The organism is Limosilactobacillus ingluviei str. Autruche 4, assembly GCF_000312405.1.
GTDB classification, from domain to species: Bacteria; Bacillota; Bacilli; order Lactobacillales; family Lactobacillaceae; genus Limosilactobacillus; species Limosilactobacillus ingluviei.
In genome coordinates, this window is sequence record NZ_HE997173.1 from 666,024 (window position 1) to 680,541 (window position 14,518).

At 51.4% G+C, this 14,518-nt stretch carries 16 protein-coding genes; 3 read left to right on the top strand and 13 right to left on the bottom strand.

All coding sequences use genetic code 11. The features are described from left to right. Window positions 1-25 precede the first annotated feature (25 nt). The 4 genes from BN54_RS03255 to BN54_RS03270 all read right to left on the bottom strand — a co-directional run bounded on the left by BN54_RS03255 (window position 26) and on the right by BN54_RS03270 (window position 3,304). The gene (locus BN54_RS03255; RefSeq protein ID WP_019205712.1) at window positions 26-745 is read right to left on the bottom strand and encodes a Bax inhibitor-1/YccA family protein; all 720 of its coding nucleotides are present in this window, start codon (window positions 743-745) and stop codon (window positions 26-28) included. Window positions 746-896: 151 nt separating this feature from the next. Continuing rightward, entirely contained in the window at window positions 897-2,201 is a 1,305-nt protein-coding gene (gene murC / locus BN54_RS03260) for a UDP-N-acetylmuramate--L-alanine ligase (protein WP_019205713.1), read from the bottom strand. Between the two features lie 16 nt (window positions 2,202-2,217). Next, complete coding sequence (gene ytpR / locus BN54_RS03265) at window positions 2,218-2,856, bottom strand: YtpR family tRNA-binding protein (RefSeq protein WP_019205714.1); 639 nt, start codon at window positions 2,854-2,856, stop codon at window positions 2,218-2,220. Window positions 2,857-2,980: 124 nt separating this feature from the next. Beyond that, window positions 2,981-3,304, bottom strand: a complete 324-nt coding sequence (locus tag BN54_RS03270; RefSeq protein ID WP_019205715.1) for a thioredoxin family protein — start codon at window positions 3,302-3,304, stop codon at window positions 2,981-2,983. 150 nt (window positions 3,305-3,454) lie between these two features. Here BN54_RS03270 and BN54_RS03275 point away from each other — a divergent pair, with 150 nt between their 5' ends. Continuing rightward, window positions 3,455-3,793, top strand: coding sequence for a hypothetical protein (locus tag BN54_RS03275; RefSeq protein ID WP_019205716.1), 339 nt, complete (start codon window positions 3,455-3,457; stop codon window positions 3,791-3,793). A gap of 39 nt (window positions 3,794-3,832) precedes the next feature. Here the strand turns inward: BN54_RS03275 and BN54_RS03280 are convergent, their stop codons facing one another. From BN54_RS03280 to BN54_RS03295, 4 genes are all read right to left on the bottom strand, one after another. Continuing rightward, window positions 3,833-4,252: a hypothetical protein gene (locus tag BN54_RS03280; RefSeq protein WP_019205717.1), complete on the bottom strand. Its 420-nt coding sequence runs from the start codon at window positions 4,250-4,252 to the stop codon at window positions 3,833-3,835. A 267-nt stretch (window positions 4,253-4,519) separates the two neighbouring features. Further along, complete coding sequence (gene trmB, locus BN54_RS03285) at window positions 4,520-5,167, bottom strand: tRNA (guanosine(46)-N7)-methyltransferase TrmB (RefSeq protein WP_019205718.1); 648 nt, start codon at window positions 5,165-5,167, stop codon at window positions 4,520-4,522. A 13-nt stretch (window positions 5,168-5,180) separates the two neighbouring features. Then, entirely contained in the window at window positions 5,181-6,374 is a 1,194-nt protein-coding gene (locus BN54_RS03290) for an ABC transporter permease (RefSeq protein WP_019205719.1), read from the bottom strand. After that, window positions 6,367-7,104, bottom strand: coding sequence for an ABC transporter ATP-binding protein (locus BN54_RS03295; protein ID WP_019205720.1), 738 nt, complete (start codon window positions 7,102-7,104; stop codon window positions 6,367-6,369). The genes BN54_RS03290 and BN54_RS03295 overlap by 8 nt, the downstream gene beginning before the upstream one ends. 133 nt (window positions 7,105-7,237) lie before the next feature. On the opposite strand from BN54_RS03295, the gene BN54_RS03300 reads away from it, so the two are divergent. Next, a complete protein-coding gene (locus BN54_RS03300; protein WP_019205721.1) occupies window positions 7,238-7,672 on the top strand; it encodes an HIT family protein in 435 nt (144 codons plus the stop codon). Next, complete coding sequence (locus BN54_RS10190) at window positions 7,608-7,844, top strand: hypothetical protein (RefSeq protein WP_155818259.1); 237 nt, start codon at window positions 7,608-7,610, stop codon at window positions 7,842-7,844. The genes BN54_RS03300 and BN54_RS10190 overlap by 65 nt, the downstream gene beginning before the upstream one ends. A gap of 70 nt (window positions 7,845-7,914) precedes the next feature. On the opposite strand, the gene BN54_RS03305 is transcribed toward BN54_RS10190, so the two are convergent. The 5 genes from BN54_RS03305 to argS all read right to left on the bottom strand — a co-directional run bounded on the left by BN54_RS03305 (window position 7,915) and on the right by argS (window position 14,390). After that, window positions 7,915-8,835 carry a peptidylprolyl isomerase gene (locus BN54_RS03305; protein WP_019205723.1) on the bottom strand — a complete coding sequence of 307 codons (921 nt, stop codon included), beginning with the start codon at window positions 8,833-8,835 and terminating at the stop codon, window positions 7,915-7,917. 117 nt (window positions 8,836-8,952) lie between these two features. Then, window positions 8,953-9,882 carry a 3'-5' exoribonuclease YhaM family protein gene (locus tag BN54_RS03310; RefSeq protein ID WP_019205724.1) on the bottom strand — a complete coding sequence of 310 codons (930 nt, stop codon included), beginning with the start codon at window positions 9,880-9,882 and terminating at the stop codon, window positions 8,953-8,955. Window positions 9,883-9,999: 117 nt separating this feature from the next. After that, window positions 10,000-10,365 carry a YlbF family regulator gene (locus BN54_RS03315; protein WP_019205725.1) on the bottom strand — a complete coding sequence of 122 codons (366 nt, stop codon included), beginning with the start codon at window positions 10,363-10,365 and terminating at the stop codon, window positions 10,000-10,002. 103 nt (window positions 10,366-10,468) lie between these two features. Then, complete coding sequence (locus BN54_RS03320; protein WP_019205726.1) at window positions 10,469-12,574, bottom strand: PBP1A family penicillin-binding protein; 2,106 nt, start codon at window positions 12,572-12,574, stop codon at window positions 10,469-10,471. A gap of 127 nt (window positions 12,575-12,701) precedes the next feature. Next, entirely contained in the window at window positions 12,702-14,390 is a 1,689-nt protein-coding gene (argS, locus tag BN54_RS03325; protein ID WP_019205727.1) for an arginine--tRNA ligase, read from the bottom strand. Window positions 14,391-14,518: the final 128 nt, after the last annotated feature.

Below are 14,518 nucleotides of genomic sequence, written 5' to 3' on the forward strand. Positions count from 1 at the left end.
ACCAATCGCCAACGCTGTTTTTTCATTAATCACGATCCGACATCCCAAAAATTTGCAAGAGTTGCAAGAACAGGTTAATGAAGTCCAAGTACAATTGCAAGGCCCCGATCACTGCTAAACCACTGACCGAAACTTGGTTGCCCGCTTGCAAGTACAGTTGCTTCATCTTTTGAGCATCCCAGGCAGTCAAAACCACAAAGATAATGACCGCAATAAAGGAAAAGATGTAGGTAATCGCTGGACTTTGCAAGAACATATTAATGATCCAAGCAATCATCAAAGCGAATAATGCGGCGGTCGCTTGGCCCCCGGCCCGGGAAAGATCCCGCTTGGTAACCGTCCCATAAATTGCTAAGAAGACAAATAAGGACGCACTAGACAAGAACGCCGCGGCAATGTTGGCCCCCGTGTAAGCTCCCGCAATCAGTGCAAAAACCAGGCCGTAGATGATCGCGGTCACCATCAACATCACGAAGCTGCCGACCGGATTGCGCTGGGCACTGGCGTTAATCCCAAAGGTGAGGGCAATTGGCAATAGCAAGACCAACCACACCATCCCACTGTGCGCCGCAAAGTAGGAAAAAATTACCGCCCGAAAGGCCGTCATTGATAAGTAGGCGGTCAAAGCCGAGACCAAGACGGCTAAAGCCATGTTCCCGTACATCCGGGTTAAAAAGCGATTCAGTCCCACCACGTCGGTATTAACTTCCCGCCGTTGCGGTTCCTGAGAAAAGAAATCGTTCAATTCAAATCCCCCTTCAAATTTGACTATCTTTGACGTTTAATCTAGCTAAATCCTAGCAAATCCCACCGTAGAAGGCAAGCAACTTAACCTTTTCTTTGTGAACTATTCGGTCATAAAAAGGCCGGAATATTCCGACCTCCCGTTTTAAGCCCTATTGTAAGCGCGCTACATAAGCATCTTCGTACTTTTCAATATCACCGGCGCCCATGAAAACAACCACGGCATTGTGGTGGGTCAACAATTGATCAATGGAATCCAAATCAATCGCTTTGCTGCCAGGCACCAGCTTGATCAAGTCGGCACTGGAGATTTGCCCCGCCGCTTCGCGAATTGAACCAAAAATCGGCGTCACGTACAGCTGATCCGCGGCGGTAAGGCTTTGACCAAATTCCGTTAAATAGGCTTGCAAGCGCGAGTAGGTATGCGGCTGGAAGACCGCCACGATTTCCTTATCTGGGTATTTTTGCCGGGCCGCATCCAGCGTTGCCTTGATTTCTGACGGGTGGTGGGCATAGTCATCGATAATGGTTGCTTCTCCCACCTTATGTTCGGCAAAGCGCCGCTTAACCCCAGTAAAGCTGGCCAATTCACGTTGAATCTCCGTCAAATCCACCTGTTCCAAGTAGGCCACGGCAATTACGGCTAAGGCGTTCAAAACGCTGTGTTCACCGTAAAGATGAACCGTAAATTCGCCCAGCTTCTTTCCCCGGTAAAAGGCCGTAAAGGTCGATCCGGCTGGCGTTCGCTGAATGTCAACGGCGTAGAAGTCATCCGTTGGTTTGGTACCATAGTAGTAGACCGGCACGTCAACCTTTAACTGCCGCAGACTTGGATCGTCCCCCCAGGCAAAAATTGCCTTCTTAACCTGCCGACCGTAAGTTTCAAAGGAAGCTTGGACCGCGGCCAAATCAGCAAAATAATCCGGGTGGTCAAAATCAACGTTGGTCATGATGGCGTAATCCGGGTGATAAGCCAAGAAGTGATCCCGGTATTCGTCGGCTTCAAAGGCAAAGAAGCGGGCATCGGCTTGCCCATTCCCTTCCCCATCACCAATCAAGTAATTTGTTGGGGCCACCCCCGCCAGCACATGGGACAACAAGGCCGTCGTACTGGTCTTACCGTGCGCACCAGCGACCCCAATACTGGTATAGCTTTGGACCAATTCTTCCACCGTTTCTGGGTAAGACTGGACGGGTAGCCCTAAGGCCAACGCTTGTTGCACTTCCGGGTGATCCATCCCAAAGGCGTTCCCCTTCACCACCGTCATCCCGGCGCGCAAGTTAGCTGGATCAAAAGAGTGAATTTGGATCCCCTTTTCAAGCAGGGGACCTTGGGTAAAGGTTTCTTTTTCAATATCTGACCCTTCAACCGTATGCCCCAAATCAAACAAGACCTCGGCTAAAGCGGCCATCCCGGTCCCCTTGATCCCGATAAAGTAATAGTGTTTCTGTTCCATTTTGCCGCTTCCTTTCTTAGGCAAACAATTCATTTCCCTTTGCAAAATCAAAGGCCGCACCCACCGGGGCAAAATCATCCGGCAAAATCAAGGCCCCGGGCTTTTGGGGGGCACCCTTCAAGTGGAGCTCCCGCCCCGAGCAAATCATCCCGTTGCTTTCAACCCCCAGTAGGGCCCCCGGCCAAATAATGCTGCCACTGGGCATCATCGTGCCGACGTTGGCCACGACGACTTTCACGTTGGCTTGCATGTTTGGCGAGCCGCTGACGATCTGTTGCTTGTGATCGCCCAGGTCGACCGTCGTAATGTGTAAGTGGTCCGACTTCGGGTGGTCTTCCATCTTTTCAACATAGCCAACTTGGAAATGTGGGGTCAAAGCGGCGGTCAATTCAGCCGTAAAACCCGCTTCATGAATCGCCGCGTTGAGCTTAGCCACTTGAGCAGCGGTCAGATCAACGTTACCGTTGACCCCCGTCGCTAATTCCGGCAGGATGGCACTGGCGGCCAAGAAGTTGTACCCCAACAATTGACCATCGGCAGCCGTGATCGCCACGACCTGCCCCTTTTTTTCCACCGTTTGTTCACCAGTCCCCGGTGCCGTCATTGTTACTAAAATATCCCCCAGCTCCGCCGGGTTGTAGCCTGCAATTAACATGGCAATGAATCCCTCACAATCTATATTTCTAAATAAACCAGTCTATAGTTTACCACAAGTTGCTCCCCGCGCGACAAAGCAAACAAAAAGAGTGGCCCCATTTGGGACCACCCTGCGACTGCCATTAAGCTGGCAAACTTTGTAAGAAGCTTTCAACTTCTTCTTTCGTCTTGCGGTCCTTATTGACGAACCGCCCGATTTCTTGCCCCGCTTGGTAGGCCACAAAGCTAGGGATCCCCATGATCCCCAGCTCAGCTGCTAATTCCAGATTTTCATCCCGGTCAACCAGCAAGAAGGTAAAATCGCTAAAATCGGCTTCAATTGCTGGCATTGCCGGCTTGATGAAGTTGCAATCTGGGCACCAATCCGCCGTAAAAAAGAGGACATACTTGCCCGTAGCAACTTTTTGCTTTAATTCTGCTTGGGTCATCTTTGGTAACTTTTCCATTCGCTCGCCTCCACACTTATTAATTGTAAGGATAATTATACACAATTTTCCAACTTTCACCAATGGTTTGCTCAAACCGGGAAAATTTTTGGCTTCTGCGCCACATGTGTTACAATATGTTTACTTTACATGAGAGAAGTGAGGCAGACAATGGCAAGTTCTAATTCTTCCCTTAACCCCTGGGTGATTCCCGTTACCCTCGGATTATCTGGAGCCGCGGGCTTCTTAGCTGGTAAATTGTTTGGTGACCGCAAGTTGAGTGCCAACGCAATTCTCCGCTTGGTCATCAACGACTTTAAAAAGGAAGGCCCGATTACGGGCAGTTGGATTGACTACCAAGCCCGGCCCTTCCAACGCTTTGCTGTCCGCACGCAAGCCTACCAAGGTGGCATCACCCGCCAAGAAGATGATCGATTAACCACTTACCACTTCTTAGCAGATGCCTACACCGGCTCCATTTTAGAAATGAAACGAGTGCCAAACGCTTAGCGGGCGGCCAACCAAGCGATCCTGACTGGGATCGCTTTTTTATTTACCGACCGCTCCCATGGTTTGCTCAGGAACATCCCGCAACTCAACTGCCGGATAAGCCGCTAACAACTGCCGCGCTGTGGCCAACCAGTCCCCTTGCACTGGCAATTGGATCACCGTCGGCGTGGCCCAAGCCAAATAGAGCAAGACTAAGCGCAGCTCTGCTAAGCAGGTGAGGCCGGTGAGCTCCAACCGGACCCCGGCTTGCGAGATTTGTCCCAATAATGTCCCCTCAGCTGGGGATAATGGCGTAGTCAGCCGAACCTTGAGGTAAGCCGTCTCGCTTTGGGCCATCAACTGGGGCCCCACCCAAGCCGCTTGGGTCAGCGTCACTTGACCATCAGTCAGTTTGGGGCCTTCTGGGGCCCGCTTGCTTTTCGGGCCGCGGTTAAGCAATTCATTGGTTGTCAGTTTCATCTTGGTTGATCCCCTCTCAACTATACCAATCCAATTTTTATCTGTTCAACGGCCATATCTTCTCACGCTCGGCGCCGCTTGTCAAACGCTTTCAAATCTTTTACCGGGATTTTTACGTAATTTTAACCTGCGTCTGAGCTAGCGTTACCACCCAATTTGGCAGCATTTTCAGTCTGAGGCAACCCGTTGCGCAAATTTTTTGTTTACTGTTTTTTATCACCTAGACCAATTTAAAAGCACCGTGCTGAGCACGGTGCTAACCCTAAACTATTCAGCTTTAAAATGAGCCTTCACTTTATAAATTGGTTGGCCGAGCGCCGCAAAGCGTTGTTCATATTCCGTTTCGACGTTACCTTCGTTTTCCGCCGCGTGGTGCAAATCCAGCCAGACCCCATCAAAGACCAGGCCGTAGTTATTAAAACTGGTCAGGGAATATTCGAAGAAGCCCATGTTGTCCGTCTTAAGCTCTAAACCACCGCCCGGCTTCAAGACCCGTTGGTAGTTGGCTAAAAAGCTCTTGTAGGTCAAGCGCCGCTTTTCATGCCGCGTTTTCGGCCACGGATCCGAAAAGTTCAAGTAAATTCGTTCAATTGACCCATCGGTAAAGAACGTTTCCAACCCCGCGCCATCAGCCCGAATCATTTGCAAATTAGGCAGCTTTTCCGGCAAAGCTTTTTTTAAGGCAATGGCGGCGACCGTACTTTCAATTTCCAAGCCAATAAAATTAATTTCCGGGTGCGCCTTGGCCATGCCAATAATAAATTGACCCTTGCCCATACCGACCTCTAAATGTAACGGCTGAACTTTTTCAAACCGCTCTTGCCAGTGCCCTTTGAATTGGGCTGCATCCAGGGCCATTTTTTCGGGATGGGCGGCCAATAACGGTTCCGCCCACTTTTTGTGTTTTACACGCATGTAAGTTTCTTCCTCACTTTTTCTTAATTCGTACCTTCAAATAATACCGGTTCAGCAGCCAAACTTCAATCCCCGCTAACAGCAGGTTGCCCCCAGCATGCCACCAGACAAAGCTGGTCCGCCCCACCGACCACGAGGCGACCACAATCAGGGCAGCAACCACGCTCAGCAACCGGTTCATTAACCGTCGAAACGCCGCGGGTTGCGTTGCCGCTGGGAGCGGGAAGAGGTGGGGAAAGACGATTTGGTCGTATTGGTGATAAAAGGGGATCACCTGGCTGGCGACCAAGTAAATAAATAACAAGACCAACAGGGTATTGAGCCACGGGACCGTAACAAAATACGTCACGACCATCGCGACGGCCGTTAACCGCCAGACTAAATTGCCCACTTCAACGTTGCGCACCAAGCCTTGCGCATAGAGGTAATCCCACGCCGAAGGCCCCCCCTGCAGCCAACGAACGCCCCCTTGCAGCCATTTGCGGCGCCGAATTTTTCCCTGGACCGCTGGCACATCGGTGAAGAGGTTAAAGAAGCGATAGAGGCGGTCCATGCGTTGCTGTTCCAAGGCAACGGCGTGCCGCCAGTCAAGCGCCTGGGCTGGCTTTTTGACTAATAAGCAGCCTAGGGCAAAGCCCAGCCCAACCAGGGGCCAAGCCAAACTCAAGCTCCAGCCCGCCAAGGGGAGCCCCCATTGCCACCAAGCCACACCCCGCCGTTGGAAGCTCAGCTGCTGGTAGGCAGATTTCAACCAACCCCATTTCAAAACCGCCGCGGCCCCGACCAGCCCGGCCACGTACCACGGCAAGGCACTGGCACTGAGATCTTTGACCCGCAGCAAAAGAGGCAGACTCACCACCAGCCCCGCTTCGCTGAGCAAGATACCGCGCCAAGCACTGTAATAAAAGGCGGCTCGAAAATACCCCTGCGCGGCACTGGTCTGGGGCAGTAAGACGACCGGATCAGCCGGCTGCACCAAGGTCGCCAATTGCCCGGCCTGAGTCACTAATGTCAGCCAAGCTAACACCACCGGCCACACCCACCACGCCGTGGGAGCCACCGTGGGCAGCCACTGAGCGTAACGATACGCGAGGGCGCCAAACAAGAAGAACAGGGCAATGATGAAGTGATCATTAAAGACCAAGCGCCAATACTTCAACAGCTGAGTAAAGTGCCGCTGCTTGCGCGCAATAAACAAATCACGCATCCTGCTCCCCCCCTGCCATGGCTAGGTAAATTTCATCTAACGAGGCGGTCGGATCCGGCGCTTGGGCTTTGAGGTCCGCTAACGTCCCTTGGGCCTTAACCCGCCCATCGGTTAATAGCACAAAGCGGTCGCAATAGCGTTGGGCGGTATCCAAGACGTGGGTGGACATCAAAATCGCCGCGCCTGCCTGCTTGCGTGCTTCAATCAACGCCAAGAGATCCCGAACCGCTAAGGGATCTAAGCCGTAGAACGGTTCATCAACGATAAAGAGCTTGGCCTCCGTCAAAAAGGCCATCACAATCATTACCTTTTGCTTCATCCCCTTCGAAAAATCGGCTGGAAACCAATCCAATTTATTCGCCAACCGAAACGTCGTTAGCAGTTCCTGGGCCCGCTGCCAGGCTGGCTCAGGGGCTAATTGGTATGCCTTGATCGTAAGCGCCAAATGTTCGCGCAAGGTTAGTTCTGGATAGAGGATCGGGGTTTCAGGCACGTAGGCAATCTGTTGTTTATACGCAACCGGATCGGTGGCTAGCGCGGTCCCATTTAAGGTAATCTGCCCACTGAAGGGACGCATTAAACCAATGATGTGGTTTAAGGTCGTGGACTTACCAGCCCCGTTGAGGCCAATCAAGCCGACCAATTCGCCCGCAGCCACGGTAAAGCTGACCTGGTGAAGTACCGGCAATTGGGAGTAGCCTCCCGTCAGGTTTTTAATTTCTAACGTCATTTTGTCAGGCCTTTCTAAAAAAGTTTTCATTCTCCAAGTATACCACAAGGGAAGTGCGGTATACTGGTATTAACTATCGCAACGTGGGGTGTCAACAACCCCATTTAAAACTTAAGAAACGAGGCGTAATCAAATGGAAGACTGCATTTTTTGTAAAATCATCAATGGTGACATTCCGAGCTACAAGGTCTATGAAGATGAGGTCGTCTATGCCTTCCTCGACATTTCGCAAGCCACCCCTGGTCACACCTTAGTCGTACCTAAGCACCACGTCAAAGATATTTTTGCCTATGATGCGGATTTGGCCGCCCGAGTCTTTGCCCGCTTGCCAAAGATTGCCCGGGCAATCAAGGCCTCTAACCCCAAGATCGTGGGAATGAACATCCTAAACAACAACGGAAAGGCCGCTTACCAATCCGTCTTCCATTCCCACATTCACCTGCTGCCCCGCTATGCGGATGACAAATTCAGCATGACCTTTATTGACAACCAGGAGGCATATGATGAAGCTAAATACCAAGCCGTTTGTGATGCCATCGTGGCCCAACTGGCAAACGAAAACAACTAAGTTGACCGCGGATTGGCGCCAATTGCAACAAGATTTACAAACCATCAGCCACGCTAAGCGCCAGCTGACGGTTAGTCTGCAACAGCTGCAACGGACCTTACCTGCCGTGCAAGCCGCCGGCCAAGCGTTACAAACGCACATCCGCCAACTGTTGGCTCAAGATCAAGCTTAACCGAAAAAAGATCACCATTCCAACCGCCCAAGCGGGGATGGTGATCTTTTTTTATCCGAGCGCTGACAAGCTACTTGCTACTGCTAGTGGTGTTGGTCGTTGCCCCCGTCGTCAAGTAGTCATCTAAAATGTTGGTCAAATCCTTATCCTTAATCGAAACGTTCCCCTTCTTTAAGACCTTGGAGATCACTTTCTTCATAAAGGTAGAATCATTCATATTAGTTTCCACGATCTGCGTCTTTAAGTCGTTGATGTGGTTGGCCATCTTTCCCTTAGCCGGGTGCTTGATCATGTAGATGACCTGGTAGCCATTTTCAGTTTTGACTGGTTCGGTCGTGTATTCACCCGTCTTCAAGGCAAAGGCCGCTTTCATGTAGTCACTGTCAACCGAAGCACTGGTGTTGTCAAAGGCGGCCACCACCCCACCGGAATTCTTGGTGGACGTATCCGTGGAGTACTTCTTGGCTAACTTCTTAAAGTACTTCAGCTTATCACCGTCATGACTATTCAACTTGTCAATCACGTCTTGGGCCGTTTCCTTAGAGCTGACCAAAATTTGGGCCGTTTGCACCTTTGGCTCGTACTTCTTCCATTGGGCCTTTAACTTCTTATTGGTAAAGGTCGACTGATCCCGCACCGCGGCTTCTAACAGCAGTTGGGAGCGAATTTGTTGCTTAAAGCTCTTGGTCGTCAACCCCTGTTGGGCCAAAACCGTGGAGAAAGACGAACCATATTGGCTCTTGTAAGAGTTGTATTCTTTATTAACGGCGGCATCGGAAACCTTCTTGCCATATTGCTTCTGCAAGACCTTATCCAAGATCATTTGTTGCAAGACAGCCTTCCCCTGCGAAGTTTCCTTCATGCTGCTGTAGTATTCACTTTCGGTAATCTTGCCCCCGCTGGTCGTCGCGACGGCCTTGTTGCCACACGCCGCCAATGGCAGCATTAATGCTACCCCCGCGACTAAGGCCAATAACTTCTTCTTTTTCAAACTCCTTCACATCCTTTTAAAAACTTACCAGTCTAATATACCACATTCCGCCCGCCTCCCCCGGGCAAAAGCGAATTTTTAGGCTTTCTTTGAAAGTCATTCACGATTCGGCCACAGCTATTCCTGGGGCCGGTAGAACTGCCGCCGGTCCATGGCAAATAAGCGGTCGGTAAATTCCCCAGGGGTCGTCTTTGCCAATGCGGTATCCATCATTAACAGGCTGGCATCCAACTCATCCAACTGGTGCAAGACTTCGGCTTCGCGAACCTGCGGGCGAACGGGGGAACCGTATTCCAGCAAGCCGTGGTGACTTAAAATCAGATGTCGCAACAGCACCACGGCTTCACTGTTGGGATCAAGCTGCTGGGCTTGGCAGGTCGCCACAATTTCCCCGTCGAGCAAGGAAATGTGCCCCACCAACTGCCCGGCTAAGGTATACTGCGTTGCAACCGCCCCCGAGAGTTCGAGCGTCTTTCCCAGGTCGTGCAAAATTGCTCCCGCGTACAGTAATTCCCGGTTTAGGGCCGGATAAAGATCACAAACGGCCTCAGCTAAACGCAAAATCGACAGGGTATGGTAGGCCAACCCGCCCGCAAAAGCGTGGTGGTTGGTCTTGGCAGCCGGGCTGATGAAAAACTTTTCCCCGTGCTGGGCTACCAACGCGACCACAATTTGGTGCCAGGTCGGTTCCTGAATGGCCGTAAAGAAGGGGCGCAGGGCATCTTTCATGTCGGCCACACTTTCCGGTGCTTGGGGCACAAAGTCTTCCGGGCGCTTTTCTGGGGCCAGCGCCAGGGCTTGAATCTCAACTTGCGGCCGCCCTTGGTACGAACTGCGCTTCCCAGTTAACTCCACCACCACTCCTGGTTGGAAAGCCGCCACCTGTTCGGCCGTGGCGTCCCACAAGTTACCACTTAACTCCCCACTTTGGTCGCTAAAGGTCAGGGCCAGGTACTGACTGTTGGTTTTGGTAGTCTTCGCTTGTGCATCCTTAATCAGACACGCTAACTGAAGGTTTTCCCCATCTTGATAATCGTTTAATCCCATTTTACCTATCCCTTCCATATAAAAATCAGCTGCGTTGCCGTCAAGCGGGCCCCGACAACTGGATCCCAGACAAAAGAAAGCCGCGGAAAAAACGGATTTTTTCCCGGCTTCGCTAAGTTAGTTTTGCTTTTGTGGCATGATGTCTTGGTAGATATCTTGAATTGGCTTGGTGATGACCTTGTTCAATTCTTGCATCATGTTGTCAACCCGCCGTTCTACTTCCATCAAAGCAATCACGGATTGCTTTTGGCCGACTTCCTTGGCCAAATCTTGGACGGCCTTGATTTCGTCTTCACTCAGTTCTTGACCGGCCATTTGCTTTTGTTGGGCTTGCATTTGGCTTTGTTGGAACTTCTTAAACAGTTCAAAGGCGTCGCTATCAGCCTTTAGCTTGGCAAAGGCCGCTTGTAAGTCTTGGTATTCTTGGGTTTCACGCATTTGGCGTTCCAATTCGTTTGCTGTATCGTAAATATTTACAACCATTTTTGTTCCTCCATCTGAACCTGACGGTAATAAATCCCGCCCGGTTACTCGTTTTCGCTGTTACCCTTTAACGGCAACAATTAACTTTATTGTAACACACCGGTTAACGGAAAAGCGACCGGACATTATCCCAGGCTTGACTCAACCCTTGCTTGACCTGGTCAGCCAATTCACCAGCTTGTTGCCAGAGATTTTTACTTGGCGACTTGGTTCCACTCATCGCCCGGGTCTGGGCATCTTTGACCGTAAAGGTGGTCCCGGCCGTATGTGGCAAGAGGCTGGCCATTTCCGTCCGGTACAGACTGGCTAGGTCTCGTTCTTCCACATCCGACAATTGCTGCGTAACGGTCGTATCGTCATAACCTTCCCACGTCGCGACCACAACGTCGGGCGTATAGCCCACAATCCACTTATCACGGTCACTGTCATTCTCCTTGAGCCCGGAATTGGTCGTCCCGGTCTTGCCGGCTAAGGTATAACCGCTAGGCTTAGCGTTTTGTGCCGTCCCCAGCTTAAAGACGTCCAGCATCATACTGGTCATTTCATCAGCTTGGGCGCGTTTGATGATCCGCTTGGTCATCAATTTATCTTTGCGCTTGACCTCATGGCCGGTCGAGTCAACCACCTTGGTAATCAAATGGGTCGTCGGTAACTGCCCGCCCGAGGCAAAAACGGCGTACGCCCGCGCCAACTGCAAAGGTGAGACCCCCTTGGTCAAGCCCCCGAGGGCCAAGGCCAGGTTTTGGTCACTCTTTTCCACGGGTAAGCCAAAGGCCTGGGCCATCTTGTAGCCCGTTGTGACCCCAATCTTATTCAGCAGCCACACCGCCGGCGCATTGAGACTTTCGTACAGGGCTTTATACATTGGGACCTTGCCGCTGTATTGATCATCATAATTCTTTGGCGTGTACTTCTTCTTGCCCGTCCCGTACGTTGTCTTTTCATCTTGGAGGGTCGAATCGTAAAAGTAGCCGTGCTGCAAAGCCGGGAGGTAGACCGCAATTGGTTTGATCGTTGAACCTGGCTGACGGCGCATCTGCGTCACCCGGTTGTAACCCCGGAAAACGTGTTGGCCCCGACCCCCAAACATCGCCAAAACCCCACCAGTCTTAGGGTCGATGGCCACGGATGCGGCTTGAACCATGCTGCCATCAGCCAAATTGGCCGGAAAATTATCATCGTCATCAAAGACTTGCTGCATCGCTCGTTGTTGCCCCTGGTCCAAGGTCGTATAAATTTTGTAGCCATTGTTCATGACCTCTTTTTCGTCTAAGCCATACTTGCTGATCGCCTCGGCAATTACGGCATCAAAAAAGGAGGGGTACTTATAGGTGTTCGGGGCCCGGTAGCCGTTTTTGACCACCAGGGGGGTCTGTTGGTAGGCCGTGGCTTGCCGCTGGGACAATTTGCCATTTTCCACCATCAAGTCCAACACCAAATTACGCCGTTGCTTAGTAGCCGTGGGGTGATCGATTGGATTATAAATTCCCGGCGCCGTCAGCATCCCCGCCAACGTCGCGGCCTGCGGCACGGTTAAATCGCCAGCGTCAGTGGCAAAGTAGCGCTGGGCGGCATCCTGAATCCCCCACACGCCATGCCCAAAGTAGGCGTTGTTCAGATACATCGTCAGAATTTCCGCCTTGCTGTATTGATTTTCGACTTCAATCGCAATAAAGATTTCCTTGGCCTTGCGGGAAAAGGTTTGTTCCTGACTGAGGAAGGCGTTTTTCACCAGTTGCTGGGTCAAGGTGCTTCCCCCACCGGAAATGTAGTTGCGGCCCATGACCTTGTTTTTAACCAACAAGAAGGCCGCTCGCCCCAAACCCTTAACGGAAAAACCGTGTTCGCGGTAAAAATTGCGATCTTCCGTGGAAAGCACCGCATCAACGACGTGGGGCGAAACTTGCTTTAACTTAACGTAAGTCCCCTTTTGCGAATACAAACTCCCCGCCGAGTCACCGTGGCGATCATAAACCATCGTCGGGTGTTCCAAGCGGGCTTGTAGGCTCTTGACGTTGGCGGTCTTGGCCACCACCGTCAGATAAATGCTGACTGCTAAAAACAGGGTCAGCCCAATCACAATCAGCCACCGGGTCAACTGGAACCGGTGCCAAAAAGCGCGAAAGTTTGCCCGCCCCGTCTGCCAAGCGGCCCGGGCCCAGTTGCCAACCCGGGACTGCCAATCTTTCAACTTCATCAGATTATTCATCAACTTCCTTTCTGCTCGGTCTCTGCCAAATTTTAGCATACTTATTGGGCAAAAGAAAAAGAGCAACCGCCCTTTCTAACGCTTTCTTAGCAATTAGCCAGCTGGCTGCTCCCTTTTAATTTCAAGCTTACATTTCGTCAGGTGCCTTCACCCCTAAGATGGCCAAAGCGGACTTCAGCACGTAGGAGACGGCTTGAACCAAGGCCAAACGTTCCAGTTTTTGGTCGTCGTCCACCAGGATCCGGGTGTGCGCGTAGTATTGGTTAAAGTCCTTGGCCAGGGCCAGCGCGTACTTCCCAATCAGGGATGGGTCGTAGTTAGCCGCCGCCCGTTCAACCGTTTCGCCGTATTGACTCAGGCGCTTGACAATTGGCCATGCCTTTTCATCATGTAAGGCCAACTCAACCCCATCAAAGGATGGCTTACCAGCCTTGCGCAGGATCGATTCGGCCCGCGCGTGGGCATATTGGACGTACGGCCCGGTTTCCCCTTCAAACTTCACCACGTCTTCCAGGCGGAAGTCGACCCGGTTACGCCGGTCGTTCTTCAAATCATGGAAAATTACGGCGCCGACCCCAACTTGTTCGGCTACTTCATCGGCATTCGCCAAGGTTGGGTTCTTTTCGGCAATTTGTTGGCGGGCCATCTTGATCGAATCGTTCAAGACGTCTTCCAATTGCACCACGTTCCCCTTCCGGGTCGACATCTTCTTCCCGTTTAAGCTCATCAACCCGAACTTGATGTAGTGAATTTGCTTGGCCCATTCAAAGCCCATTTCCGTCAGGACCGCTTTTAATTGGCCAAAGTAGTATTCTTGTTCCGCCCCCACGACGTACAGGGATTTAGCAAACCCGTACATCCGCTTCCGGAACAGGGCCGTCGTCAAGTCCCGCGTCATGTAAAGGGTTGACCCATCCGACTTGAGCACCATCGCGGGGTTCAAGTCGTACTTGGACAGGTCAACAATCCCGGCCCCCCGACTTTCTTGCAACAGGTGCTTGTCCTTTAAGAGTTGGATGATTTCATCCATCTTGTCGTTGTAGAAGGCTTCCCCGTTGTAAGAGTCAAAGTCCACGTCCAACAGCTTGTAGATCTTCATGAACCGCTTTAATGATTCCTTCCGGAACCAAACCCACAGCCGGTACGCTTCTTCGTCGCCATCTTCCAGCTTCTTAAACCATTCCCGCCCCATGTCAGCGTATTCGGGGTGTTCATCAGCTTCCGTGTTGATCTTAACGTAGTAGCGTTGCAAGGTGTTGATTGGGTCAGCCTTGACTTCTTCTTCGTTCCCCCACATCTTGTAGGCGGCCATCAGCTTCCCAAATTGGGTCCCCCAGTCCCCTAAGTGGTTGACTTTTACGGGATGATAACCCGTCTTGGTCATCAAGTTGGCGATCGCATTCCCAATCACAGTTGAACGCAGGTGGCCCATCCCCATTGGCTTGGCAATGTTTGGTGAAGACATGTCAATCGTCACGTTCCCGCCGTGACCGAGATCCGATGAACCATAGTTTGCTGGGTCCGCCAAGATTTCCATCAAGACATTGCCGCCGACCTTGGCCTTGTCCAAGAAGAAGTTAATGTAAGGACCTGCCACTGCAACCTTTTCAAAGCCACTTGAGTCGACCTTAGCCACCAATTCTTGGGCAATCAGTTGGGGCGCCTTGTGCAAGGTCTTGGCTAAAAAGAAAGTTGGGAACGCGTAGTCCCCATTTTTGTTGTCCTTGGGCCGTTCAATTTTTTCGGCCAAGGTCGCTTGGTCTAAGTCTGGCAAGGCTGCCGCTAAGGCCGCCACTACTTGTTGTTTTTCGTCCATAATTTCCCTCCTGAGCTAATAAAAAAGTCTCTAACCAACAACTGTTGATTAGAGACGAGATTTCCCGTGGTACCACTCTACTTGAATTTCCATTCCACTCATTATGATGAATATTCAATTCTCCTTTA